The 24847-nt window shown below is 54.5% G+C and carries 28 protein-coding genes and 1 pseudogene; 20 read left to right on the forward strand and 9 right to left on the reverse strand.

The window, feature by feature from the left end; all coding sequences use genetic code 11:
* Position 1 precedes the first annotated feature (1 nt).
* Complete coding sequence (locus ACZ47M_RS03165) at positions 2 to 745, forward strand: phosphoglycolate phosphatase (RefSeq protein ID WP_315339975.1); 744 nt, start codon at positions 2 to 4, stop codon at positions 743 to 745.
* A 6-nt stretch (positions 746 to 751) separates the two neighbouring features.
* Here the strand turns inward: ACZ47M_RS03165 and ACZ47M_RS03170 are convergent, their stop codons facing one another.
* Complete coding sequence (locus ACZ47M_RS03170; RefSeq protein WP_315339977.1) at positions 752 to 1906, reverse strand: M20 metallopeptidase family protein; 1155 nt, start codon at positions 1904 to 1906, stop codon at positions 752 to 754.
* 52 nt (positions 1907 to 1958) lie between these two features.
* Positions 1959 to 2357: a DUF2095 family protein gene (locus tag ACZ47M_RS03175; protein WP_315339980.1), complete on the reverse strand. Its 399-nt coding sequence runs from the start codon at positions 2355 to 2357 to the stop codon at positions 1959 to 1961.
* 60 nt (positions 2358 to 2417) lie between these two features.
* On the opposite strand from ACZ47M_RS03175, the gene ACZ47M_RS03180 reads away from it, so the two are divergent.
* Both ACZ47M_RS03180 and ACZ47M_RS03185 read left to right on the forward strand, forming a co-directional pair.
* A complete protein-coding gene (locus ACZ47M_RS03180; protein ID WP_315339983.1) occupies positions 2418 to 2861 on the forward strand; it encodes a GIY-YIG nuclease family protein in 444 nt (147 codons plus the stop codon).
* On the forward strand, positions 2858 to 3619 hold the full coding sequence (locus tag ACZ47M_RS03185) for a phosphoglycerol geranylgeranyltransferase (protein ID WP_315339985.1): 762 nt from the start codon (positions 2858 to 2860) through the stop codon (positions 3617 to 3619). The genes ACZ47M_RS03180 and ACZ47M_RS03185 overlap by 4 nt, the downstream gene beginning before the upstream one ends.
* Here ACZ47M_RS03185 and ACZ47M_RS03190 read toward each other — a convergent pair whose 3' ends face one another.
* Positions 3620 to 3862, reverse strand: coding sequence for a hypothetical protein (locus tag ACZ47M_RS03190; protein ID WP_315339987.1), 243 nt, complete (start codon positions 3860 to 3862; stop codon positions 3620 to 3622).
* A gap of 156 nt (positions 3863 to 4018) precedes the next feature.
* On the opposite strand from ACZ47M_RS03190, the gene smc reads away from it, so the two are divergent.
* The 4 genes from smc to ACZ47M_RS03210 are packed head-to-tail and all read left to right on the forward strand — an operon-like array spanning position 4019 to position 9079.
* Complete coding sequence (gene smc, locus ACZ47M_RS03195) at positions 4019 to 7597, forward strand: chromosome segregation protein SMC (protein WP_315339990.1); 3579 nt, start codon at positions 4019 to 4021, stop codon at positions 7595 to 7597.
* Positions 7598 to 7603: 6 nt separating this feature from the next.
* On the forward strand, positions 7604 to 8008 hold the full coding sequence (locus ACZ47M_RS03200) for a HEPN domain-containing protein (RefSeq protein WP_010477480.1): 405 nt from the start codon (positions 7604 to 7606) through the stop codon (positions 8006 to 8008).
* Entirely contained in the window at positions 7995 to 8414 is a 420-nt protein-coding gene (locus ACZ47M_RS03205) for a nucleotidyltransferase domain-containing protein (RefSeq protein ID WP_315339996.1), read from the forward strand. Before ACZ47M_RS03200 ends, ACZ47M_RS03205 begins: the two co-directional genes overlap by 14 nt.
* Before the next feature lie 5 nt (positions 8415 to 8419).
* Positions 8420 to 9079, forward strand: a complete 660-nt coding sequence (locus ACZ47M_RS03210; RefSeq protein ID WP_315340940.1) for a ScpA family protein — start codon at positions 8420 to 8422, stop codon at positions 9077 to 9079.
* 18 nt (positions 9080 to 9097) lie between these two features.
* On the opposite strand, the gene ACZ47M_RS03215 is transcribed toward ACZ47M_RS03210, so the two are convergent.
* Complete coding sequence (locus ACZ47M_RS03215) at positions 9098 to 9526, reverse strand: hypothetical protein (protein ID WP_315339998.1); 429 nt, start codon at positions 9524 to 9526, stop codon at positions 9098 to 9100.
* A gap of 119 nt (positions 9527 to 9645) precedes the next feature.
* Between ACZ47M_RS03215 and ACZ47M_RS03220 the strand changes: the two genes are divergently transcribed.
* The 3 genes from ACZ47M_RS03220 to ACZ47M_RS03230 all read left to right on the forward strand — a co-directional run bounded on the left by ACZ47M_RS03220 (position 9646) and on the right by ACZ47M_RS03230 (position 13225).
* Positions 9646 to 10011 carry a DUF5658 family protein gene (locus ACZ47M_RS03220; protein WP_315340942.1) on the forward strand — a complete coding sequence of 122 codons (366 nt, stop codon included), beginning with the start codon at positions 9646 to 9648 and terminating at the stop codon, positions 10009 to 10011.
* 34 nt (positions 10012 to 10045) lie between these two features.
* Entirely contained in the window at positions 10046 to 12436 is a 2391-nt protein-coding gene (locus ACZ47M_RS03225) for a DEAD/DEAH box helicase (protein ID WP_315340001.1), read from the forward strand.
* Between the two features lie 150 nt (positions 12437 to 12586).
* Positions 12587 to 13225 (forward strand): zinc metalloprotease, encoded by a 639-nt coding sequence (locus tag ACZ47M_RS03230; protein WP_315340003.1) that lies wholly within the window; start codon positions 12587 to 12589, stop codon positions 13223 to 13225.
* Between the two features lie 69 nt (positions 13226 to 13294).
* Here the strand turns inward: ACZ47M_RS03230 and pgsA are convergent, their stop codons facing one another.
* Positions 13295 to 13864 carry an archaetidylinositol phosphate synthase gene (gene pgsA / locus ACZ47M_RS03235; RefSeq protein WP_315340006.1) on the reverse strand — a complete coding sequence of 190 codons (570 nt, stop codon included), beginning with the start codon at positions 13862 to 13864 and terminating at the stop codon, positions 13295 to 13297.
* A gap of 12 nt (positions 13865 to 13876) precedes the next feature.
* Entirely contained in the window at positions 13877 to 14407 is a 531-nt protein-coding gene (locus tag ACZ47M_RS03240; RefSeq protein ID WP_315340009.1) for a tRNA (cytidine(56)-2'-O)-methyltransferase, read from the reverse strand.
* A 56-nt stretch (positions 14408 to 14463) separates the two neighbouring features.
* On the opposite strand from ACZ47M_RS03240, the gene ACZ47M_RS03245 reads away from it, so the two are divergent.
* From ACZ47M_RS03245 to ACZ47M_RS03270, 6 genes are all read left to right on the forward strand, one after another.
* The gene (locus tag ACZ47M_RS03245) at positions 14464 to 15234 is read left to right on the forward strand and encodes a (R)-S-adenosyl-L-methionine hydrolase (protein ID WP_315340943.1); all 771 of its coding nucleotides are present in this window, start codon (positions 14464 to 14466) and stop codon (positions 15232 to 15234) included.
* Positions 15235 to 15280: 46 nt separating this feature from the next.
* The gene (locus ACZ47M_RS03250; RefSeq protein ID WP_315340012.1) at positions 15281 to 15733 is read left to right on the forward strand and encodes a nucleotidyltransferase domain-containing protein; all 453 of its coding nucleotides are present in this window, start codon (positions 15281 to 15283) and stop codon (positions 15731 to 15733) included.
* Positions 15734 to 15832: 99 nt separating this feature from the next.
* Positions 15833 to 16399 (forward strand): nicotinamide-nucleotide adenylyltransferase, encoded by a 567-nt coding sequence (locus ACZ47M_RS03255; RefSeq protein ID WP_315340015.1) that lies wholly within the window; start codon positions 15833 to 15835, stop codon positions 16397 to 16399.
* 64 nt (positions 16400 to 16463) lie between these two features.
* The gene (locus ACZ47M_RS03260) at positions 16464 to 16904 is read left to right on the forward strand and encodes a BlaI/MecI/CopY family transcriptional regulator (protein ID WP_315340018.1); all 441 of its coding nucleotides are present in this window, start codon (positions 16464 to 16466) and stop codon (positions 16902 to 16904) included.
* A gap of 10 nt (positions 16905 to 16914) precedes the next feature.
* Complete coding sequence (locus ACZ47M_RS03265; protein WP_315340021.1) at positions 16915 to 17421, forward strand: hypothetical protein; 507 nt, start codon at positions 16915 to 16917, stop codon at positions 17419 to 17421.
* The gene (locus ACZ47M_RS03270) at positions 17418 to 17723 is read left to right on the forward strand and encodes a hypothetical protein (RefSeq protein WP_315340024.1); all 306 of its coding nucleotides are present in this window, start codon (positions 17418 to 17420) and stop codon (positions 17721 to 17723) included. Before ACZ47M_RS03265 ends, ACZ47M_RS03270 begins: the two co-directional genes overlap by 4 nt.
* 214 nt (positions 17724 to 17937) lie before the next feature.
* Here the strand turns inward: ACZ47M_RS03270 and ACZ47M_RS03275 are convergent, their stop codons facing one another.
* Complete coding sequence (locus tag ACZ47M_RS03275; RefSeq protein ID WP_315340945.1) at positions 17938 to 18213, reverse strand: toxin-antitoxin system TumE family protein; 276 nt, start codon at positions 18211 to 18213, stop codon at positions 17938 to 17940.
* Between the two features lie 508 nt (positions 18214 to 18721).
* Between ACZ47M_RS03275 and ACZ47M_RS03280 the strand changes: the two genes are divergently transcribed.
* Together ACZ47M_RS03280 and ACZ47M_RS03285 are read left to right on the forward strand one after the other, a co-directional pair.
* On the forward strand, positions 18722 to 19240 hold the full coding sequence (locus ACZ47M_RS03280; protein ID WP_315340027.1) for a hypothetical protein: 519 nt from the start codon (positions 18722 to 18724) through the stop codon (positions 19238 to 19240).
* A gap of 193 nt (positions 19241 to 19433) precedes the next feature.
* Positions 19434 to 19643 carry a hypothetical protein gene (locus ACZ47M_RS03285; protein WP_315340030.1) on the forward strand — a complete coding sequence of 70 codons (210 nt, stop codon included), beginning with the start codon at positions 19434 to 19436 and terminating at the stop codon, positions 19641 to 19643.
* 111 nt (positions 19644 to 19754) lie between these two features.
* On the opposite strand, the gene ACZ47M_RS03290 is transcribed toward ACZ47M_RS03285, so the two are convergent.
* A complete protein-coding gene (locus tag ACZ47M_RS03290) occupies positions 19755 to 20372 on the reverse strand; it encodes a GNAT family N-acetyltransferase (RefSeq protein WP_315340034.1) in 618 nt (205 codons plus the stop codon).
* Complete coding sequence (locus ACZ47M_RS03295; protein WP_315340037.1) at positions 20373 to 21194, reverse strand: GNAT family N-acetyltransferase; 822 nt, start codon at positions 21192 to 21194, stop codon at positions 20373 to 20375.
* Positions 21195 to 21391: 197 nt separating this feature from the next.
* Between ACZ47M_RS03295 and ACZ47M_RS03300 the strand changes: the two are divergent.
* A pseudogene (locus ACZ47M_RS03300) lies at positions 21392 to 23034 on the forward strand (ABC transporter ATP-binding protein).
* Positions 23027 to 24769 (forward strand): ABC transporter ATP-binding protein, encoded by a 1743-nt coding sequence (locus ACZ47M_RS03305; RefSeq protein ID WP_315340040.1) that lies wholly within the window; start codon positions 23027 to 23029, stop codon positions 24767 to 24769. Before ACZ47M_RS03300 ends, ACZ47M_RS03305 begins: the two are co-directional and overlap by 8 nt.
* The last annotated feature ends 78 nt before the right edge of the window (positions 24770 to 24847 follow it).

The raw sequence follows: 24847 nt of genomic DNA on the forward strand, positions 1-24847 counted from the left end.
GATGGGGATAAAAGCTATCTCGCTCGACATAGACGGCACGATAACTTATAAAGACAGAACCCTGAGCGTAGAAGCCCTCAAGGCCATAAGGCTAGCTGAAAGGCTCGGCCTTCCGGTCATGCTCGTCACGGGCAATTCCGTCCCCTTTGCGGAGGCCGCTTCCGTGCTAATCGGCACGAGCGGGCCGGTTATAGCTGAGGATGGCGGCGCGCTCTCCCTCAGGGGTGGAGGAACAAGGAGAAGGGTTTTTCTCACCGACATGGACGAGGAGTGGATACTCTGGAGCGAGCTCAAAAGGCGCTATCCTGGTGCGGAGCTGAGCTATTCGATGCCGGAGAGGAAGGCCGGCCTCGTGATAACTCGAGGAGTCCCCGTGGAGGTGGTGAGGGAGATTATAGGGGAGCTCGGGTTGAATTTAATCGCAGTGGATTCCGGCTTTGCGATACACATCAAGAAGCCCTGGATAAACAAGGGCACCGGCATAGAGAAGGCCTGCGAGTTTTTGGGGATAAGCCCGAGAGAGGTTGCCCATGTGGGTGATGGGGAGAACGACCTCGATGCCTTCCGCGTCGTTGGCTACCGCGTTGCCATAGCCCAGGCCCCCGAGAGTTTGAAGGAGAAGGCCGACTACATAACGAAAAAGCCCTACGGCGACGGGGGTGCCGAGGCAATACTGCACATCCTGAAGAAGTTCGGCTACCTCGGTGAGGATGACAACCAGGAGAGTGAAGATGTTGAGGAGTGACGTCCTCTATCCTCTCAAAAACTCGAAGGCTAGGGCAACTTCCATCGCCGTGCCGAGGTGGAGAACCTCCTCATCGACGTCGAACTTCGGATGGTGGTGCGGGTAGGTTATCCCCTTCTCCTCGTTCCTGATTCCCAGGGCAAGGAAAGCTCCCGGAACCTTTTGGAGGTAGAAGGCGAAGTCCTCAGCGCCCATAGTCGGAGGAACGTCGCCGTATTTGAGGCCGTACTTCTCCGCCACCTTCCTCGCGAAATCGGCCATTTCCCTGGAGTTTATCGTCGGCGGAGTTAGCTCCTCTATGCTGAGCTCATATTTAGCCCCATGGGCCTTTGTCACGCCTTCCAGAACCTCGCGCATCCTTCTTTGAATCAGCCCGCCGATTTCGGGCTTGAAGAAGCGGAAGGTGCCCTTGAACTCGACCTCCCCCGGGATGACGTTGAAAGCCTTTCCCCCGTGCACGCTCGTGACGCTGACGACTCCAGTCTCTATAGGCGGGACGTTCCTGCTCACTATGCTCTGGAAGGCCATGATAGCCTCCGCCATTATTGGGATTGGGTCAACCGTCTCGTGGGGAGAAGCGCCGTGGCCGCCCTTTCCGATTATCTTTCCGCCGAATATTCCCGCCCCTGCCAGGAAGGGGCCGTCCCTTATCCCTATCACTCCGCTCGGCAGTTCCATCCAGACGTGAAAGCCGAAGATGGCGTTGACTCCCTCTAAAGCTCCCCCCTCGATCATTTTGACCGCTCCATTGCCCCCTTCTTCAGCGGGCTGGAAGATCAGCCTTACCCTGCCGTTGAGTTCTTCCCTATACTCGGCGATTATCTTTGCCGCACCCAAAAGCATCGCGGTGTGGGCATCGTGGCCGCAGGCGTGCATTTTTCCGGGGATTTTCGATTTGTAGAGGACGTCGCTCTCCTCCTGGACTGGCAGGGCGTCCATGTCGGCGCGGAGGGCCACCGTTTTCTCTCCTTTCCCAATGTCTGCTATAATCCCGGTTCCGACGCGCCTGATTGTGTAACCCCACTCGCGCAGGTGTTCTTCAACAACCTTCGAGGTTCTCTCTTCTTCATAGCCAAGCTCCGGGTTCATGTGGAAGTCTCTGCGCCAGGCTATTATCTCCTTTTCAATCCTCTTAGCCTCAGAGAGCGGGTTGAAGTTCATGCTACCACCTGAGAGGGGTGGCAGGAGGTGGATATTACCTTTTCGCTTGATATCAGTGCCTCCCGTGCCTCTCATACCAGCCCCATTCCTTTTTGGGGCCAAAAGCCCTGACCCCCTTCTTCGTCAGCGTGATCCTGAGGTCTTTTGCCATCTCAGGCGTTATCTCACCCCTTTTCTCCATCCAGTTGATTATCTCCAGGGCCTCCTCGTCGGTCTCGCAGCGCCGGAGAAAGTCTATAACCGTTGGGTTGTAGCCTGAAAAATCCTGAAGTTCAGGTTCTTCCTCTTCAATGGCCTCTTCCTCCGAGGTGCGGTATGCTTTTATTTGCAGTTCTGCACCCTCTTCAAGCTCCTTCGCCAGCGCCGGGAAGTTTCTTTCGAACTCCACCCTGTCGTACTCCTGCCAGGCGAAGTCTTCTACAGGCCGCTTCTTTTTCTTTTCCTCCGCCATTCCTTACACCAATCCCGATTGGGGTTAAGGGTTTATAAACGGTTGGCCGCAGGGGCATCCATGAAGGGCTCCTATCTTCTCGTGATACGGCTTGATGGTGACAGGAAAATAAAAACGAAGGCCAGGGAGTTCCCCCTGAAGAAAGGCTACTACGTATACGTTGGTTCGGCCATGAACTCCCTCGAAAAGAGGGTCAGGCGGCACTTCTCAAAGGAAAAGCGGCCCCACTGGCACATAGATTATCTCCTCGAGGAGGCCGAGCTTTTGAGGGCTTATCTAATCCCGAGCGGGGAAAGGCTTGAGGAGAAGCTGTCCCTTGAAGTGGCAAAGCACGGCGAGCCGGTTGAGGGCTTCGGCGCCGGCGACGTTAAGGTTAGTGCCAACCTCTACCGGTTTGAGGGGGAACCGGATGAGATTTTAGTGGGGATCCTGGGGGAGCTTGGCCTGGGGTGGAAAAGCGTTAAAAGTGGGGAGGAAATTAGGGAGTTCGGTGAAAGAAAATGAAGCTTCAGCTCGGAAAGGTCGAGTCTTACATCCACGAAAAACTCACGAAAGAAAAGCTCCACTTCGTTCTGCTGGATCCTGACGATGTTCCTCCCGAAACCGCCGGGAAGATAGCGGAGATGGGCGAGGAAATTGGCGTTGATGCGATGATGATAGGCGGCTCCACGGGAGCAGAGGGGGAGGTCCTTGACGGCGTCGTTAAAGCTATTAAGGAGTCCTCGTCGTTACCGACGATACTTTTCCCCGGCTCCCACGGGGGGATAAGCAGGTACGCAGATGCCCTATTCTTCATGAGCCTGCTCAACTCGCGCAACCCCTTCTTTATAACGGGCTCCCAGGCGTTGGGGGCATTCACAGTCAAGCGCTACGGCATAGAACCCATTCCAATGGCTTACATCATCGTCGAGCCCGGTGAAACCGTTGGCTGGGTTGGGGATGCAAAGCCAATCCCGAGGCACAAGCCGAAGATAGCGGCCGCCTATGCTCTGGCTGGGCAGTACCTTGGGATGAGGCTCGTTTACCTGGAGGCGGGGAGCGGCGCTCCTCAGCCGGTTCCGCCGGAGATGATTGGTCTGGTTAAGCGCGTTATCGATGTCCCCCTTATAGTCGGAGGGGGCATAAGAACCGAAGAACAGGCCAGGACTGTGGTTGAGGCTGGCGCCGACATAGTGGTAACGGGGACGGCAATAGAGAAGGCAGGTTCCCTTGAGAAGGCCAGGGAAAAACTTGAGGAACTGAACAGGGGAATAAAGGGATGATCAGGCCCCGGAGAGAATCTTGAACTTAATTTTTGCGTTTTTGATGCTCTCCAGCTCTTTTACAAGCCTCTGGGCGTCGCTCACCATGAGCTCAAGCCTGACCTTGCTCAGGCCCCTCGCGTTGGGCGGGAAGAAGTGTACGTCCTTAACCTTGCCCCCCGCCTTCTCAAGTATCGACTTCAAAATTTTCCCCCTGCCCTCATAGGGCAGGCTGAGGTCTATTTCCACAACTTGCATGCTCATCACCAGTTTATTTTAAGAAAAAAGGGCTATATAACCTTTTTCATGCGCCGTGGTAATGGGCCGAGGGAGTAGATATTACTGCGAGTTATTAATTCTGGGGCCCGTTACGGCAAACTTATATAAGAAGTGCCGCCGTTTCGGTTTTAGGTGTAGGGCATGCCATACATTGAGAAGATTGAAATGAAGGGCTTCAAATCCTACGGTAACAAAAAAGTTGTGGTTCCCCTCTCAAGGGGCTTTACGGCTATAGTTGGCGCAAACGGTTCTGGTAAGAGCAACATCGGCGATGCCCTTCTCTTCGTTCTCGGGGGGCTTTCTGCCAAGGCCATGAGGGCAACGAGGATCAGCGACCTTCTCTTCGCCGGCAACAAGAGTGAGCCTCCTGCAAAATACGCTGAGGTTGCCGTGTACTTCAACAACGAGGACAGGGGCTTTCCCATAGACGAGGATGAGGTAGTCATCAAGAGGCGCGTTTACCCGGACGGGAGGAGCGCCTACTGGCTCAACGGGAAGAGGGCGACGAGGAGCGAGATACTCGATCTTCTGAGCGCCGCCATGATATCCCCGGAAGGCTACAACCTCGTTTTGCAGGGGGATATAACGAAGTTCATCAAGATGTCCCCCCTCGAGCGGAGGCTCCTGATTGATGAAATCTCTGGAATAGCCGAGTACGATGCCAAGAAGGAAAAGGCCCTGGAGGAGCTTAAGCAGGCCGAGGAGAACCTGGCAAGGGTCGATCTCCTCATAAATGAGGTTAAGAAGCAGCTGGACAAGCTCGAAAAGGAGCGCAACGACGCCCTTCGCTATCTCAACCTCAAGGAGAAGGTGGAAAAGGCGAGAGTAGCCCTCCTTCTTGGGGAGATAAAGCGGCTTGAGGGTCTTCTGAAAGAGGGCATGGAGAATGGTTTTACCTTAGAGTCGGAGATTGAGAAAACTGAGGAGGCACTCAAAAATCTTGTGGGGGAGATAATAGCAAAGGAGAGGGAGCTCTCGTCTGTTGAGAGGGAAATTGAGGAGAAAAGCGGGAGCGGAATTCTCGAGGTAAACAGAAAGATCAGCGAGGTTAAGTCCAGGCTTGAGGTGGCCAGAAGAAACATCGAGAACGCCCAGAAGGAGATAGACGAAAGCCAGAGGAGACTTGTAAAGGCCAAGGAAGAGCTTAAGCGGGTTTCGGATGAAATAGAGAAGGGCACGGGTGCGATAGCGAGGTGGAGCAAGCGCAGGGAAAAGCTGGTGGCTGATATAAAAGAGAAGGAAACGGCCAGGAATGAGCTTCTGGTTAAACTCGGTGAGATAGACAGGAGCTATGCCATTGCCAGGGAGGAGTTCGACAGGGTCGTTGGGGAGCTCGAGGATGCTAAAAAAGAGCTCTATACAAGGGAAACTGAGGTGAAGAAGTTCGAGGAGGAGATAGAGAGGGCCAGGGCCAAAATAGTCCAGGCAACGGTCAGGAAGAAGGCCCTGAAAGAGGCAATAGAGGAGTCAAGAAAGGCCTTGGAGGCTAAGAAGTCTGAACTTACTGAGATAGAGGGCAGGATGGAAAGGGCACAGGGACGTCTTAAGAAAGCGGAGAAAGAGCTTGAAGAGAGAACAAACGCACTGAAGAAGGTTGAAAAAGAGCTGGCGGGGGCAAAGGAAGAGCTTATCAAGGCGGAGGCCCAAACGGAGGTCAGGGGGAACAGGGCAGTTGAGTTCCTCAAGTCACAGCAGATTCCGGGTCTCTATGGAACCCTGGGGGAGCTCATAAGCGTTCCGGATTCGGCTTATGCTATCGCCGTTGAAGTGGCTCTGGGCGGAAACTACGATAACGTTGTCGTTGAGGACGACCGTGTGGCTGAAAAGGCGATAACGCTCCTCAAAGAGAGAAAACTGGGAAGGCTGACCTTTTTGCCCCTCAACAAAATAAGGCCGAGATCAATGAGCGAGAGGCCAAAGCTTGGAACCCCTGCCATGGAGGTCGTTCAGTACGATCCAAAGTTCCAGAAGGCTGTGGCCTATGCCCTCGGGGACACGCTCATCGTTGGTGACATGGAGGAGGCTAGAACTGTAGGCATAGGGAACGTCAGGATGGTTACCTTAGGAGGGGAACTCCTGGAGAAAAGCGGTGCCATAACCGGCGGACATTACAAACCGAGGGGAATGTTCGGCGTTAACGTGGACGAGCTGAAGAAGAAAGTGGAGAGACTGGAACGGGAAAGGGAGGCCCTTGAATCAGCGATAAACGCCCTGAAAGTTGAAATCAGGAGTATTGAGAATGAGCTCTTTGAGCTGCGCATGAGGAAGAGCGATGTGAACAAGGATCTTGAGGTACTCCAGAGGGACCTCGAGAGGCTCCTCCGCGAGGACAGGGGAATTGACGAAGAGGTCAGGAGCACCGAAGGGGCAATAGAGTCCCTCAGCGCTAAGATAGAGGAGTACCGCGGCGAGATGGCCAAGCTCAGAGGGAGAATAGAGCGTCTTGAAAAGACCCGCGAGAAGCTGAAAAAGGCCCTTGAAAACCCAGAAGCCAGAGAACTTAACGCGAAGATCAGAGAGGTCGAAGCGGAGATAGCCAAACTCCGCGAAGAGCTCAGTGGAGTTGAGAGCAGGCTTGAAAGCCTCAACAGCATGATAAACGGGGAACTCCTGCCAAGAAAAGCCGACCTTGAGGAGGAAATTAACGGCCTGGTGAACAGGATCAACGCCCTCAGGGCAAACATAAAGGAGAACGAGGAGGCAGTAAAGAAGCTTGAGGCAGAGCTGGAGGAGCTTGAAAGGGTTGAGGAAAGAGTAAAGGATGAACTCAGGGGGCTCCGTGAGAGGCGCGAAAGCCTTAGGAACGAAATAGCAGAACTCCGCGAGAGGAAGGACGAACTTACCAATAAGCTCCAGGAGATGAGGATCCAGGCAAACACATTGAAGATAAAACTGGCCCAGTACGAGGCTGAGTTGAAGGAGAGGCAGGCTGAGCTCGGGCACTTTGACGGAAAGCTCATCAAGTCAATAAAACCCGAGGAGATACCGGAGCCTGAAAAACTTGAGGAGCTGAAGAAGGAAATCGAGAGGATGGAAGAGGAGATCCGCTCACTTGAGCCGGTTAACATGAAGGCGATAGAGGACTTCGAGGCCGTTGAGAGGCGTTACATGGAGCTGAGCAGCAAACGCGAGCAGGTTTTGGCGGAGAAGGAGAGCATAGAGGAGTTCATCGCTGAGATAGAAGGGCAGAAGCGTGAGGTTTTCATGAAAACTCTTAACGAGATAGCCAAGAATTTCTCCGAACTGTTCGCAAAGCTTTCACCGGGAGGGAGCGCGAGGCTTATCCTGGAAAACACGGAGGATCCTTTCAATGGGGGCCTCGAGATAGAAGCAAAGCCTGCGGGAAAGGACGTCAAGAGGATCGAGGCCATGAGCGGCGGCGAGAAGGCTCTAACGGCCCTGGCCTTTGTTTTCGCTATACAGCGCTACAAGCCGGCACCGTTCTACCTCTTCGACGAGATAGACGCGCATCTGGATGATGCAAACGTCAAGCGCGTTGCGGACCTCATAAAGGAGTCCTCCCAGTCGAGCCAGTTCATAGTCATAACTCTCAGAGATGTAATGATGGCCAACGCGGACAAGATCATTGGCGTGAGCATGAGGGACGGGATAAGCAGGGTGGTGTCGCTTAGCCTCGAAAAAGCCATGAAGATACTGGAAGAGGCGAGAAAAAAGAGCTATACCGAGCACGAGGAGATGTTCGGTCACCTGGCGGGGTGAGGAGGGGTGTTCGACAGGGAAGAGTTCGAGAGATGGCTGGCGCAGGCTGAGTATACACTGAAGAGCGCTCAAAACGACCTCTCCGCCGGGTTTTACTCATGGGCATGCTTCAAAGCACAGCAGGCAGGGGAATACGCTATGAAGGCCCTACTCTTAGGGATGGGGGTTATGGCTTATGGGCACTCAATAAAAAAACTCCTGGACATTTTATCCCAGTACGTCGAAGTTCCGGAGGAACTCTTCGACGAAGCGAGGCTTCTGGACAGACACTATATTCCCCCCAGGTACCCAGACGCGTATATAGAAGGGGCGCCCTACGAGTATTACGGAAAAAAAGATGCAGAGAACGCGATAGCTTCCTCAAAAAGGATTCTTGACTTCGTGCGGAGGGTTGCTGGTGAGATGGAGTGAGATGCCCTACAAACGCGATATTGAAGAGTACGTGAACGCCATCGTGGAGAAGTTAAGGCCTAAACTCGTGTTGCTCCACGGGTCGGTGGCAAAGGGGACCTTTGGGCTGGGAAGCGACGTTGACATATTCATAGTGGCCGAAAAACTTCCCAAGAACCTTAACGCCCGGTTGGAGCTACTCTACTCCCTTGACAGGACGAGGGCACCAATAGACGTCAAGGCCTATACGCCGGACGAGGTTAGGAGAATGCTCTCCAAGGGGCACCCCCTCATAATGGACGCGCTGGAGGACGGGAGGGTGCTCTACGCGGATGGGGAATATCTAGAAGAAACCCTTCGGGAGTTCAGAGAGGCGAAGAGGAGATTCCGGCGGTTTGAGAGAGGGTGGATTCGGGTTGAAAGGTGATAGAGATGGAATCCCGGTTTGAGGCGGAGATAACACCCGTTGATATACTGCTCCAGCTGGTCCAGATGGGAAAGGTCGACCCCTGGAACATCGACATAGTGGATTTAACCGAGAAGTACCTGAAGATGCTCCGCGAGATGAGGGAGCTGGACCTCAGGATCTCCGCCAGGGCCATTCTGGCGGCTTCCATACTCGTCAGGATGAAAACCGAGGCACTGCTCAGCGAAGAGGATAAGGATGAAGAGGAAGAGACCGAAGAGCGCGTTAGGGTCGAGGTTGAACCTCTGGCTCCCCCGATAAGGAGGAGCGAGCGCTACTACACCTTTGACGACCTGCTGGAAGCTTTAATGGATGCTCTGGAGGAGGCCGAGAGGAGGAAACCGAAGAGGAGGGGGAAGGAGGACATAGAGGAGCAGGTCTTCGTTGTGGAGGACTTCCGCGTCGACATAGAGAAGCACGTCTACAGGCTCCACGACATCGTGGTGGAGCTTTACAGGGAGAAGAGGGAGCCGATAAAGTTCTGGGAGCTCGTCTTCGATTCAAACCCTAAGATAGTTGCGAGGACATTCCTCTACCTCCTCTTCCTCTCAAACATGGGCAAAGTTGACCTCATTCAGGAGGAGCCCTTCGGGGAGATCCTGGTCGTTCCGCTTGAGGGTGCTTAAAGCCGGCCTGAGGGACACTTATCGTCCCCTTCTCTCGTTCTTCTTCGCTGGCCTGAAGGTTATCGCCAGGAGGGGAGGTTCGCTCCCGATGTAGAGGCTCCCCTTTTCCCGGTTGATATAGAAGCAGTAAACGCCTTCCGGAACCAGCTCAAGGAACTTTTCTGGAACGGTCTCTCGCACAAGCCTCCCGTCGAAGAAAACGCACTTGTAGGAGTGCTTTATCCCTTCAACTCTGCCTTTGATCTCCTCCAGCGAAAGCCTCTCGCAGTCGAGCCTGGTACAAACGAGGCTCTTCCTTCCGTCCGTGAAAATCACGACCTTCTCGTTTATATTCGCTTTTACCGAGCTATCCAAAAACTCCCAGAGCCGGGAATAAACCAGCTCGAGCTTCTTTTTCTTTGCGAGCCTCTTAATGAGCCTCTCCTTAGCATGCCTGGTGAGGAGCATGGTGGCGGTTGCGCTGGGGGCTTTAAACCCTTGTCGACCTGCATATGCACCTACACATGCAGGTTGTGACTACGGCAAAAAGTATTTAAGACTTGGCGGGAAGGAGTGGTGTGATCGAAATGAAGGCTAGAGCTGGGGCGTTAAAATACGTCCTCCTCTTCACGGCGTTTTCTTTTGCCGATGCCCTAACTACCTGGCTGGGCACCCGTAGAGGGTTCGCCGAGGCCAACCCTGTGCTGGCGGAAAGGCTGTCGAATCCCCACCTGTTTTTCGGCAGCTTTGCATTCTTCACGCTCCTTGGAGTGGTGGTGATAGTGCTTTCCCTCCCTCTAACTGGAAGGATCCCGGCCATGGGCTACTTCCTTGATCTATTTGTGGCCCTGAAGGCCCTCCCTGTGCTGAACAATGTTTTTGTTCTCGCTGGCATCTCCCCCCTGGAGTTAACGGTGATGACAACGGCCCGGTGGCTTTTGGGCTTCACATGAGAAGCTTTTTATCCTTCGCGTCGTTTTTGGAAACATGCCATATCTCCGCAGGGATTTAATCGAGCCCCGCGTTTACCAGGAGGTCATCTATGCGAGGTGTAAGGAGCGGAACTGCCTCGTCGTCCTTCCCACAGGGTTAGGAAAGACGCTCATAGCCATGCTCATAGCGGATTACCGGCTCTCGAAGTACGGGGGAAAGGTTCTCATGTTAGCCCCGACAAAGCCCCTTGCGGTCCAGCACGCCGAGAGTTTTAGAAGGCTCTTCGACCTCCCTCCGGAGAAAATAAATGTGCTAACTGGCGAGCTTCCCCCCGAAAAGAGGAAGGAACTCTGGGAGAAGAGCGTTGTGATAACAGCCACACCCCAGACGATTGAGAACGACGTCTTAACAGGCGGGATTTCCCTTGATGATGTCGTTCTGCTCGTCTTCGATGAGGCCCACAGGGCCGTCGGCAACTATTCCTATGTCTTCATCGCAAAGGAGTACCTGAAAACGGCAAAACACCCGCTTGTTTTAGGTCTAACCGCTTCACCGGGAAGCGACGAGGAGAAGATAAGGGAAATAATCAAAAACCTCGGGATAGAGCACATCGAGGTCAGAACGGAAAGCTCCCCCGATGTGAAGCCCTATGTCCACGGCATTTCCTTTGAGTGGGTAGGGGTTGACCTCCCCGAAATTTACAGAGAAGTCCTCTCAATCCTCAGGGAGATGCTGAAGGAGAGCCTCAAACCGCTCGCAAACGCTGGCCTCGTCAGTTCCGCCTCACCTGACATACCCAAGAGGGAAGTCCTACAGGCCGGTTCAAGGATAAACCATGCGCTCTCCCAGGGCGACTCCTCCCTCGGTTCCCTCATGAAGCACCAGGCGAAGGCTATGAAACTCCACCACGCCATAGAACTCCTTGAGACGCAGGGTCTGACGGCTTTGAGGGCCTATCTAAAAAAACTCCACGAGGACCGCTCCAAATCGAGCAGGGAACTCATGGAAGACCCCCGCATGAGGAAAGTGGTTTATCTCCTGGTTCAGGCAAAGGAGAGCGGAATTGACCACCCGAAGATGGAGAAGCTGAAGGAGCTCATAGGGGGCCAGCTCGGGAGAAAGCCCAACTCCAAGATAATCGTCTTCACCAACTACCGCGACACAGGGAAGAAGATCGTCGAGGAACTCAAGAATGAGGGAATCTCGGTTGAGCGCTTCATAGGCCAGGCGAGCAGGGCCAACGACAGGGGAATGAGCCAGAGGGAGCAGAAGGAGATACTCGACAGGTTTTCCCGGGGAGAGTTCAGCGTTTTGGTGGCGACGAGCGTCGGCGAGGAAGGTCTGGACGTCCCGGAGGTTGATTTGGTGGTTTTCTACGAGCCCGTGCCTTCGGCAATAAGGAGCATCCAGAGGCGCGGAAGAACGGGAAGGCACAGGCCCGGAAAGGTCGTCATCCTCATGGCGAAGGGAACGCGGGACGAGGCTTACTACTGGAGTTCAAGGAGAAAGGAGAAGGGGATGTTCGAGGCCATAAAGAAAATTGCCCGGGAGCTTGAGTCAAAAACTAAAGAGGAGCGGGCTGAAATAAGGGAAAAAGCCCCGGAGAGTGCTGGTATGAACAGGGGAAAGATAACCCCCCTGGATGCATTCCTGAAGCCGAGACGGGAGGAGTTGCCCAAGGCGAGTGAAAGTAAAGAAGGGGAAAGCCCGAATATCGAAAAAGCGAAACCCGAAAGGCCCACAGGGGAAGCCAGGGAGCCCCCAATAAAGCCGATCTTCGTAGGGAGGCCCCAGGGCATCGTCGTCTATGTTGACTCCCGCGAGCTGAAGAGCGGCGTGCCAAAGCTTTTGAAGGATCTTGGGGCTGAGATTGAGGTCAGAACTCTGGACGTTGCCGATTACGTCGTCAGCGAGGAGGTTGGAATAGAAAGGAAGAGCGCCAACGACTTCATACAGTCTATCATAGACGGCAGGCTCTTCGACCAGGTTGAGCGGCTAAAGAAAGCCTACGAGAAGCCAGTGATAATCATCGAGGGCGAGCTTTACGGCATAAGGAACGTCCATCCCAACGCGATAAGGGGAGCTATAACGGCCGTAACGCTCGACTGGGGCGTTCCCATACTGTTTTCCTCGGACAAGGAGGAGACCGCCCATTTCATTTACCTTATGGCAAAGCGCGAGCAGGAGGAGAGGAAGAAGGAAGTCCGCCTCAGGAGCGAGAAGAAAGCCCTTACTTTGGCGGAGAGACAACGCCTGATAGTTGAAGGCCTCCCAAACGTCTCAGCAACCCTGGCGAAGAGACTCTTGAAGCACTTCGGCAATGTGGAGAGGGTTTTCACCGCCACCGAGGAGGAGCTCAGGGAGGTCGAGGGAATAGGCGAGAAAAAGGCGAGGGAGATAAGGAAGGTCATTACCGCACCCTACGTCGAGGATGAGATTGAATGAGGAGTTCGGAATGTGCCCCCGGGGAGCGAAGCGGGTTCACGGCTCGCCGAGCGCTTACCCGCCGCGGTTTCCCGGGGGCAGTCCGGGTTGGTTTTCCCCCTTTAAAGGTTTGACGCAAAACTTAATAACGCACCCCGGTTTTCTCAGAATATGCACCATTCGAGGGAGCGCGGATTAACTTACCTAGGGGCGACCTATATCGGGAACTTCGCTGACAAGGAGCTTATATTCGAGGCCTTTGACGAGGCCAACCGCTACCTGAGCCAGAACGATCTTCCGGTGAGGTTCGTCTACCTCGGAAAGATCGAAGTCGGCCCAGGATACTTAATAAGCATCCCCGTTGGGGAGGATCAGGTAAAAGGCTACCCCCTGGAAGCGATCATAGAAACGCTCTACGCGAGACTCCTGGAGGAGACCAGCAGAGATGAGCGCTTTCCAATGAGACGGATCTTCGGGCTAACGACATTTCCCCTGGTATCCCGAAACCGGTACTTTCCCATTTACGAGAAGTTCCTCGGCTTCCAGCAGGAGATCCTCGGGATGAAGATAATGGTTCTCTCCATGAAGCCCTTTGAAAGTAAAAACCGGGAGCTCATGAAAGCGCGGATTTTAAAAGGGATCCTCCACGAGCTCGGCCACGGCTTTGGCCTTGAGCACTGCTCCAACAGCTGCGTCATGAACCCGCCCCGCGACCTTGAGGACTGGGACGGAAGGCCTTTATCTTACTGCTCTTCATGCATGAGAAAGTTCCGGAGCGCCCTCATGGCGGAGCTTGTTCTTAAAAAATGAGGGGTCGGAAACGGCAGGGCTCTTCATTGCCTTGCGGCTCGTATAGCGAAATTCTCGTCATCCCCTCCATCATTTAAGTCTCTGGTAGGCAGCCCACATTCTCTGGACGACGGTTATCCACGCGAGTGTCCCCACCAGGTAGACCCCGTATTTCACGTATTTCACCCCGGCCAGGGAAAAGGCTATGAGGATGAGCAGTCTCTCGGCCCTCTCCGCTATTCCAACGTCAAGCTTCCCGGACCCGGCGAGTTCTGCTCTACAACGCTCGTAGCTCACCAGATAGGCACCCATGAACGTCAGGAAAACCCAGCGCCAGTCGGCCAAGCCCCCAAGGGCAATTCCAAAGAGAACTGCTCCATCGCTGATTCTATCGAGGGTGGAATCCAGGAAAGCACCGAAGCGGCTCACCTTTCCGGTCATTCTGGCGAGGGTTCCGTCGAGTGCATCTACGAGCGAGCCCGAGATCAGAACAAGCGCGGCAAGCCCCGGCTCGCGGAGGTAGAACAGGTAAGCCCCCAAAAGGCTTATTAGCATCCCCAGGACTGTTATCGTGTTGGGGGTGATGCCGATTTTAGCGAGGGGCCTCACCATTGCCTCGAGGTAGCCTTTGACTTTTTCCCTGTATCTGTTGAGCACCATACCTACCACCGCTCAGAGCTCGATAACCTTCTTGCCTCTCTCCTGAGGGATTATTTTGAGCTTTGCGTCCTTAAACTCCTTTCTTAAGCCTTCACCGCCGAGGAGCCTGTCGAGGAAAACCGCCAAAGCGGCGACCTCACTGTGGGGCTGGTTTCCAACCGCTACATTGTAGTCAGCTATCTCGTAAACTTCCCGCGGAACCTTCTCGGCTCCAACGACGACCATGATGTCCTTTCCCGCTTTCAGCTCCTCTCTTATCGCTGGCAGGGCATCGTCTATGTGGATCCCGTACATCGTCAGGTGAACCACTATTCCGTTTTTCTTCCACTCCCCCATGGTTTTCTTCCAGCCCGGGTTGAACTCTATCTCAAAGGGGCCTCCCCATCTTCTCACGACGTCCTTAACGCTCTCCTTAACGTGTTCGTCCTCTTCCGCCGCGATTATTATTCTATCCGCCCCGAAGGCCCTCGCCGTTAAGGCCACGTGCGTTGTGATCCTCTTGTCCCTCTCGGGTCTATGCCCGAGTCTGAGCACTGCTATCATGTTCCCCCTCCGGCAGTCTCTTAAGGAGAACAAATAAATCCTTTCCGGTGGTGTGGGTGATAACGCTCACAACAGACTTCGGGCTTAAGGGCCCCTACGTGGGAGAAATGAAGGCCGCGATTCTCAGGGTAAACCCCGGCACGAAGCTCGTTGACGTCACCCACGCGGTGACCAGGCACTCCATCGTGGAGGGCTCCTTCGTCATGGAGCAGGTTGTCAAGTACTCGCCGGAAGGGACGGTTCACATCGGCGTCGTTGACCCGGGCGTTGGGACGGAGAGGAGGGCTGTGATAGTGGAAGGCAACCAGTGGCTTGTAGTTCCGGACAACGGTCTGGCAACGCTCCCGATGAAGCACATAAAGCCCAGAAGGGCCTGGGAGATAGACCTTGAAAGGATCAGGCGCTTCACGGGGTGGAGAATCAGCTCCACCTTCCACGGCAGGGACGTCTTCGGGCCGGCCGGGGCGCTGATAGAGAAAGGTATCCCTCCGGAGGAATTCGCAGAGGAGGTTTCGCTGGGTTCGCTCGTTAAGCTCGATTTGGAGCCGAAAAAAGAGAAAGACCTCTGGCTTCTGAAGGTTATCTACGTTGACGACTTCGGGAACGTTATACTCAACCTTGAAAACTACGAGAGGCCAAAAGCGGTTGAACTCCCAGACTTCGGCCTCCTAATCCCCTACCTTGACACCTACGGTCGGGTAAAGCCGGGGGAACTGCTCGCTCTGCCCGGGAGCCACGACTATTTGGAGATAGCCGTCAACCAGGGGAGCGCGAGCGAGAGGCTTGGCCTCAAGGTTGGAGACGGGGTGAGGGTGAGTCTCGTTTAAAAATCCTGAACGAAAGGTTCAAAAATTTTGAACGAGAGGATAACCCATGATCCACAGACTCGCATCAACCGAAAACCGTGAGAGGATACTCGAGTATATACTGGAGATTGAGGAGTTTGGGCCGGAGGAAGTTGCTTCGGCTCTAAACCTCAGCAAGGGATTGGTTTCCACCTATTTTCGGGAGCTAATAAAGCTGGGCATAATCCACAAGCGGGGGCGGAGGTTCTGCCTATCCAAAGGTCCCGAGCTTAAAGAGCTTAAGAGGTTTTTAAACTTCTGGAGTCTGAGAGAGGCCCTGCTACCGCTTAAGGAGGACTGGATGCTTGCTTTGGGAGTTTATGGAAGCTTTGCCAGGGGTGAAAACGGAAAGACCAGCGACGTTGACGTTTGGATTCTTGTGGAGGATGCCGACCCCCTCACAATCATGGAGTTCAAAGAAAAGCTTGAAAAAGTCCTTGGGGGGAAGTTGACCTGCTCGTTCTCACAGGGGATAAACTGATCCGGCTCAAAAAAGAGAACCCATATCTTTACTGGAGCATCAAGCTTTCATCGCTGGTATTATGGGGTGACGTTGAAGGGATCACTGGAGGTGAAGCCGATGGTTAAGCGCGGTCTCTTCGTCGGCCGTTTTCAGCCGGTACACAACGGCCACGTTAAGGCGCTCGAATTCGTTTTCTCCCAAGTTGACGAGGTGATAATAGGCATCGGAAGCGCCCAGGCGAGCCATACTTTGAAGAACCCCTTCACGACGAGCGAGAGGATGGAGATGCTCATAAGGGCTTTGGACGAGGCGGGATTGACCAAAAAGCGATACTACCTCATCCCGCTCCCGGACATAAACTTCAACGCCATCTGGGCGACCTACGTTGTCAGCATGATCCCCAGGTTTGACGTCGTCTTCACAGGAAACTCCCTGGTGGCACAGCTCTTCCGCGAGAAGGGCTATGAAGTTATAGTCCAGCCAATGTTCAGGAAGAACATCTTCTCGGCGACAGAGATAAGGCGGCGCATGGTGGCGGGCGAGCCCTGGGAGGAGCTCGTGCCTAAGAGCGTGGCGGAGTTCATAAGGGAGATTCGCGGCGTCGAGAGGATTCGGATGCTCGCAACTGACCTCGAGAAGGACGAGAAAGAGCTGCAAGCGCCGGTGAGGATTCCGGAATTCTGATTTCTTCCCCTTCCGCTCACCTCTGAGCAAAAACCCTTTAGGGTTGAGCAGACAAAGGACTACCATGCCCGATGAAGACCTTGCGGGGGAAGTCCAGGAGCTCAGGAAGGCCCTCGAAGCTATGAGGGCGAGCTTCGAAGTAGTCTCCAGGATGGCCCAAGCTTATCTCAGGCTCCTAAACGTTTACGCGGAATACGGGGGCCTGAGCATAGACGTTGTCATCCCCGAGATAGAGCACGACCCTATAGCGAGGGAGATTGTGAAGATCCTCTTCGACCTCAGGAGGGCGAACGTGAGCCAGATAGCGCGCGAGCTGAAGGGAAGGCGCGGAAAGGCCTCGAGGAACACGGTCCGGGCGAAGCTGGATGAGCTTGAGAGGCTCGGCGTGGTGAGAAAGCTCCAGGCTGAGAGGGGCAGGGTCTATGCCCTCTCCAGGGATGTGGTCAAGAGGTGGTTAGAGCTGATCGGAATGCCGATTAGGTTTGAGCAGGCTAATGATTATTGAGGTGGTTGATATGGCGGACGTTGAGGTTGAGAAGAAGACCCCGGCCCAGCTGGAGAAGCTCCTTGCGGAGCTTGTGGAAGAGATGAAGAGTGCCAAAAGCGAGGAAGAGCTTGGACTCCTTAAGAAGAAGGCCGACATCGTTGAAGACCTCATAGAGGCCTACTACGGCGACAGGGACATCGAGCAGGCGGCAAAGCTCATGGACAGGCTCGGCCCGATGATAGAGGACATCCTTAAACCGCTGAAAGACCTCCTGAGCGAGCTTTACAGTCCTGAGAAGATGCAGGCCGTGGGCAAGAGCGTGGCGGAGTTCTACAAGAACCTCGTCGAGGCCGGCATGGACAAGGAAACTGCAACCGAGCTCACCAAGGAGTACATGAAGAGCATCAACGCTCCCAAGGCCCTCCTTGAGGTACTTACCGGGTTGATGAAGGGAAAGGGCGGCCCTTCTGGGCCGATAAACACAACTCCGGGGGAGGCAAAGCCAGAGAACGCCAAGGAGGAGAGGGAGGAGTGAACGTTCGCTCCTTTCTTAAATTTCTCTTCTTCCATCTTCCGAGAATCCTGTTCCAGGTTGCCGGCCTGTTCCGGGCCATAAATCGGGGAAAGAGGGCCTTTAGAGAGGGCCTTGAGAGCGAAGGCCTCCCGAAAGAGTTAGTAGAAGAGCTCCTGGGGGAGTTTGATCCTCTGGAGGGCTTTGATCTGCGGGAGGCTTTGGGCTTTTTCCGGGGGGAGAAACAGGGGCTGACGTGCTTCTCAACACCTCTTTCTGGAGACCACCGCAAGTGTACCCCGCCGGCGGGAAAGGGGCCAAACTAAAGGCGTAGGCTCGCCAGGAAGGCTATCACGAGAGTTATTGATCCGACAATCTTTTGTAGTGGAAAAACGCCGAGAGGGAAGACTCAAACCATGCTTGCGGCTATTCTCAGACCTTAACAGAAGCTTTTGAGTCCTTCGCTCGGTCTCTTGGAACTATTCTCTCCTCAATAACCCTTAAAATGTCCTCAAGAGAGACTCTTTCGAAGGATGGATGCTACTGCGAGCCAACGTGCTTGTGATGGGGAAAAGTTTCGACGTCTCTGTGATGTGGCGCGTTATCCCAGCGAATTGTAAGTCTTCCGTCTTTCTGCCACTGGAAAGAGTAGTTGTAATCCTCCTCTGAGACAAATTCCCTGATGTAAAGAACGCTTCCATCTGCTAGTTCCGCCCTGATTTTCAGGAAGTAAAAACTGTTCCCCTCTTTGTAGTCCAGGATTTCGTAACTTTTGACTGCCGGGCTCTTCTCGAGCAATTCTAACTCTCTCAGCATGTTCAATCTCCTTCAGCCTTTTCTCCAGCTCTTCAAGCTTCCTGACGTAGGCTTTCCACTCAATATAGTCGTCCCAGGCCTCAAAAGATTCCTCCGAGTCCATAAGTTTCCTTTCAAAATCTTTTAACGTCGTCCCGTATTTCTTTTCGAAGGCCCTTACTTTCTCACGTATTGGTGCCAGCTCGGAGATTATCCTCAGCCTCTCGTATACCAACACGTCCCTCTTTGAAATCACGACCTCGCTCATTTTTATCACATTCCTGACTCGCGGTTCTGGGATAAATACCTTTCTTCTCACCTCTCCTGCCAGCGGGGAGGGCCAAACTAAATGTGTAGGCTCGCCAGGAAGCCAGCGGTAAATGGTGAGGAGATGCCGATTTGTAGGCGATGCCCGCGGGGACGTAAGCCTTAGCGTCGCAGAGCTTTCACCTTGGAGCAGGTTTTCACCCCTTGCGGTTTTAGGCAAAATATTTAAAAGAATTTGAACGCTCTTTGTCTGGGGATTACGATGCAAAGGAATAAGATACTGGCTGCACTGCTGGTGGTTCTCCTCGTCCACTCAGGCTTTGCTACCTGGAAGTGGCAGGAAGCGGAAAAATCTAAGGAGGAGGCACTCTACTACCTCGAGGTAACCGCCAACCGCGCGGCAAAGTGTCTTGAAGAGTCTGGGGTGGTCTCTTATCTGCTCGATAAAAACGCCTCCGATGAAACGCTCCGGGGTTATTCATGGCTGTTTGAAGAGTGTGCATACGTCCTCGAAACGACGGAGTTTGAGCTTTTTGACCTTACCAAAGACCCCAGGCACTATGATCTCCATGTCTTCGGGGCCACTCTGGAGACCCTCTTCAACAAGGCGAGGCTCGACCCCATAAACGGGCCAAAACCCATTCTTCTCAAAAACAAAGACCGCATCGCCAACATCTCCAGAACACTCGAATACCTGATTGTGGAAAGAACGGGGCTCTGGAACCTGACTCCGGAGGATGCCAGAAAGCTAAGGGCGATGGCGGAGGAGATTGAATACTGAATTTATGCAGTTTCTTCAGGGCGTTTTCTATCTTCACCGCCCTTATTGAGTGATAACATGGACGTCGAGGAGCTCGCAAAGTTGTTCTACGGTCTCGCTCATTCCCTGTCAAAAGCAGGCTTGTAATTGACGAAGAGAAAGGAAAGGCGCTCAGATTTTATGAGCTGATCCCGTTTAGCGTTTTCGTTTCCCCATGGATTTAACTGCAAGTGATGCCCTCTTTGGACTCATCTTAGTTCTACTGCTCTCCGCAGGCATCTCCGTTGGAATTGCTCATGCCCTCCCAGAAAGAGGAAGGGCTGAGGTGCCGTCCCAACTTGATTCAAAGCTGGAGGAAATTGAGAGAAGGCTTCGCAGTATTGAGAAGAAAGTCGAGAAGATAGAGCGCTTTATTGAGGAGTAGCTTCCCCCATTGAACTTTTTTCAAACCTTGCCCCACTCGGGGCGAAGGTGTTCTCGGCTTATCCTCGACTGTTTCCATTGCCCGCGGTTCACCGAATCGCCAGACTTCGGATTAGCCCAGCCACCCCTCCAATGCCCGGTTCACCAGTTCCAGGAACTCCTTTTTCGTCCCGCCCTTCTTGTAAAACTCCTCCAGAAGCTCCATGAAGCGCCTTTCCTCAGCAGTGAACTTCTCGCCTTTCCACCCAAAGATCCTGAACCTCTCGCCGAGAAGCTCAACGGTGTGAAAGGCCATGCCATTGGAGGGCCCCAAGTCCTTCGTCAGCTCGACCGTGTTTATCAAATCGTAGCCGAGCCTCTTCCAGAACCCTATGGCGTCCTTATCCTGGGGCAGGACGAGGAGATAAAGCGATGAATCGTGCTTTTTCACCTCTTCCTCTACCCTCTCGACGAGTGCCCTCCCAATGCCCTTCCCTCTGAACTCCCGTCTGACGTATATCTCCTCAACCCAGAAGCATCCTTCCCTGCTTGAGACCCGGATGAAGCCGACCGCATTGGCGCCTTCCAGGGCGAGAAAAATCAAATCGCCCCCCCTGAAGTAGCCCTCGGCCTCTTTCCTGTAGGCTTCTTCTTCGGCTGGCTTCCAGCCCTGTTTTCCCCTAAGCTCCATGAAGAACTCGGTGTAGAGGGTCTGGAAGTCGGGGAGGCGTTTTTCGGTGAGGAATTCCATTCACACAACCTCCACGAGCCCTTTCCTGAACACAAGCACGTTTGGCTCCTCAGTTTCGTCCCAGAGGAAGAGGCCTATCCTTTTCAGCCCGGGAAGGGCGGGCTTCATCCCTTCGGGAATCATCAGGTCGAACTCCCCTCTGCCTTTCTCCCCCGCCACCCACGCCATCGCCGGCAACATCGCCCTTATGCACCCTAAACCAGTTGAGAGCGGCGTGAAGGTTGCGCCGCCCCTGGTTGCTAAAAACTTAAGGCCGTTCACTTCGTAGGCTTCCCCATTCTTTCTGAGCCACTCCAGCGCTTCCTCGCTCCTGTGAACGAACTTCCAGCCGAGCGGGATTATCCTGAGGGTTAAGTCTTCCATCTCAAGCTCCACAGGGCTCGGTTCCTTGGGGAGGAAGTCTTCTACCCTCGCGCCGAGGTTGAAGAACCTTGCCATAACTGAAAAGCCGTCCTTCCTGACCATCGCCAGGCTTTCTTTGTTCAGGAAGTATGTGGCCAGCTCGAGGGCCTCTATTTTCCCCTCTTCCGCGAGCTTCTTCCCGAGGTCGAGCATGAAGTTCTGGATAAACCTCCCGTAGCCCCTCCCCCTGTAGTCCGGGTGAACCCTCAGTCCCTCAAGCCAGCCGACCCTTCCCGGCAGGAGGGTAAGCTTTGCCGTTCCGACCACCTTTCCCTCAAGCTCAAGGACGTAGAAGTTGCCGTCCTTTACCCAATCCTCGAACACTTTCGCTAGGTAATCTTCGCCTCCCCACGTCAAACGCGCTATCTCCTCAATGAAGGGCCTGTCTTCTGGTCTGGCCTCGCGGATTGCCGGGTTCATGCCATCACCGGTGCACTATAATCGCTTGAGGTTTTAGGCTTTTCTTCTCAGATGGACATCTTAACAGGCAAATATTTATAAGAACGGAACCTTACTCCTCTACCATGAGAGGATCGCTCAAAGGGCTTGCCAGACTGCTTGGGTACCTAAGGGGACATGCCTTCCAGTTCTCTCTGGGCGTAGTCCTGGTGCTCCTCATGTCGTACACCAACGGTGTAGTCCCCAACCTCATAAGGAAGGCCATAGACATGGGGGTAACCGCCGGGGACTACGGCCAGGCCCTCCACTATGCGCTCCTCATACTCCTTGCTGGCGTACTCAACGGGGTCTTCAGCTTTGCCGGGAGGTATCTCCTCGTTAAATCTGCCCAGCATGCGGTTTACCGCCTCAGGATGGACGCCTTCAGGGCAATTCAGCGGCAGAGGATGGAGTTTTTGATAAAACCTTCTCCGGCCAGCTGATAAGCAGGGTAACCAACGACACGGAGAGGATAACCAGTTTTCTGTCGAACCAGTTCAGGATGTTCGTCTACTCGCTCTTCCTGATAGTGGTCTCGCTCTACTACATGCTCCGGATGAACACCCTCCTGGCCCTGGTGGCCCTGGTTACAATAGGGATCGTCGTGGCCCTGAACTCGGCCTATGCCATGAAAGTCCGCCCCATCTACGACAGGATAAGGTACCAGACGGGGGTCATAGCTTCCACGGCCACGGGGACGATAGCCGGGATAAAGACGATAAAGGCCCTTTCGGCGGAGGAGGAGATCAGCGAAAAGTTCGAGAGGGAGAACGAGGAGCTCTACTCACTCAACGTCGAGGCCACAAGGATAGTGGCGATATACGGAAACGCCTCCTTCCTGATCCTCGGAATTGCGATGAGTTTTATGCTGTACTTCGGCGGAAGGGCCATCATAGAGAACACGCTAACCGTTGGGGAGCTGGCGGCCTTTCTCACGTACATGCTCACCATGACCTGGCCCCTCAGGACGCTCGGCTTCACAATAGCCGACATCCAGAGGAGCCTGGCCGCGGCTTCGAGGCTCTTTGAGGTCATGGACTCAGCCCCTGAGAGCGTTGATCCCCCGGACGCTGTCGAGCTGGAGAACCCGAGGGGAGAGGTGGAGTTCAGGGACGTGTGGCTCACTTACCACACGGGGAAGACCGTCCTCAGGGGGCTGAGCTTTAAGGTAATGCCGGGCGAGAAAGTCCTCATAACCGGACCGCCGGGCTCGGGGAAGAGCACGGTTCTGAAGCTGATAGCCAGGCTCTACGAGCCAGAAAAGGGGGAGGTGCTCTTAGACGGGGTTGACGTGAGGAAGATAAAGACGGAGAGCTTGAGGAGGACTGTAGCTTACGTCCCCCAGGAGCCCTTCATATTCAACAGGAGCATAAGGGAGAACATCGCCCTTGCCAAGCCGGACGCGACGATGGAGGAGATAATAAGGGCCGCCAAGATAGCGAAGATACACGATTTCATAGCCTCCCTCCCGGAAGGCTACGAGACGATCCTCGGCGAGAAGGGGATAACCCTTTCCGGCGGCCAGAGGCAGAGGATAGCGCTGGCGAGGGCCCTGCTCCTCGACCCAAAGGTAATCCTCCTCGATGACCCCGTCTCAAACCTCGACGCCGGAACAGAGAAGCGGCTCGTGGAGGACCTGAGGGAGATACTGAAGGACAGGACGGCGTTGATAGTATCCCAGAGGCCGTCGCTCGTTAAGCTCGCCGATAGGGTTATCGTGATGGCCGAGGGCAGAATAGTGGAGGACGGAAAACCTGAGGAGCTGGCCAGGAAAGGTGGGGCCTTCAGCGATATGCTCAGGGCGGTGGGGGAAAATGAATGAGTCATCGCTCTCGCTGGTAACGCGCTTCGTAAGGGAAGCCCTCTCCGAGAGGAAAACCCTCGCCATAGTGGTGGCGAGCACCGTAGGCTCGGCTTTGGCTAACCTGGCCTCCCCTTACCTCCTGAGCGTAGCTATAGACCGCTACATATTGCCGGGAAGATACGGGAAGCTCGGTCTCATAGCGGCCCTTTACCTCCTCACCCTCGTTGCCCAGTGGTTCTTCATGGTGCTCCAGACGTACTACACGGAAGTTTTCGGCCAGGGGGTTCTCAGAAGGCTCAGGAGCAGACTGCACGAGAAAGTTCTCTCCGCGAACCTCGACTTCTTCAAAGAGAAGTCCGCCGGCGACCTCGTGTCAAGGATAATCAACGACACCGGCGTGGTGAACGACGTCCTCGTTTCCGGCCTGCTGGGCGGGCTCGGGAGCCTGCTGAGCCTGGTGGGAGTGATAGTTGCCATGTTAATACTCGACCTCAGGCTAACCCTCGTAACCCTCACCAGCGTCCCGCTCATGGTTGCTGTCGCCTACTACTTCGGTGGAAAGATGAGGAAGGCCCACCTGGAGGCGAGGACGAAGATAGCGAGGATCTCCAGCGTGGTCGAGGAGAGCGTCGCGGGAATAGAGACGATACGCGCCTTTGGAAAGGAAGGGCACGTCGAGAAGGAGTTCTCGGAGGCGTCACGGGAGACCATCAAGGCCTACCTGCGGGTCGCGGTTTACATGGGCCTCTTCTGGCCCCTCATGAACATAGCGAGCCTTCTCTCGGTTGTGGTGGTCATAGCCTACGGCGGCTACCTTGCCCACCAGGGGAGCGTCAGCATAGGGGTAGTCGTGGCATTCATCCAGTACGCCCAGCGCTTCCGCGGGCCGATAAACGAGGTAGTAAGCCTCTACGATAGCTTACAGTCCGCCCTGGCCGCTCTGGAGAGGATATACGAGGTTCTGGACGATGAGCTGGTTGAGGACTACAGCGGAAAAACCGTGGAAAAGCTTGGAGGCGAGATAGAGTTCAGAAACGTCTGGTTCGAGTACGAGAAGGGAAGGCCTGTGCTCAAGGGGATAAACCTCTCGATTTCCTCCGGCTCAAGGGTTGCCCTCGTGGGAAGGACTGGGGCGGGAAAGACGACAATCGCGAACCTGATAATGCGCTTTTACGACCCAACTGAAGGCTCAGTCCTCTACGACGGAACCGACGGCAGGGAGATAAGCAGGAAGAGCCTGCGGATGAGAATAGGCTACGTCCCCCAGGAGACCTACCTCTTCCCGGGGACGATAATGGATAACATCCTCATAGCGAACCCCAAAGCGAGCGGGGACGACGTGGTGAGGGTCTGCAGGGAGCTTGGGGTCCACGATTTCATAATGAGGCTCCCCCAGGGGTACGAAACCCAGGCCGGGGAGGCAGGAAAACTGCTCTCCGTCGGGGAGAAACAGCTCATCTCGCTCGCGAGGGCGATGCTCAAGGATCCGGACGTGATTATCCTCGATGAGGCCCTCTCGAGCGTTGACCCCAAGACGGAAAGGCTCGTTCAGGACGCGATGCTGAAGCTCATGGAGGGCAGGACGAGCATAATCATAGCTCATCGCCTTGGCATAACCCGCTTCGTGGACAGGGTTATCGTGGTGGAAGACGGAGAGATCGTTGAGGAAGGCCCTCCCGAGGCCCTGCTCGAGAGGAAGGGCCGCTTCTACAGGCTCTACACTTCCCAGCTTAGTGGAGCTGAAATGGACTGAAGGATTAAAGGCGTTATGGCTTTCATCGTCCCCCGGCGGTGCCTTGGTTTTGATGAAGACGGACACCCCTCGCCTTGG

It is taken from the genome of Thermococcus waiotapuensis, assembly GCF_055384795.1.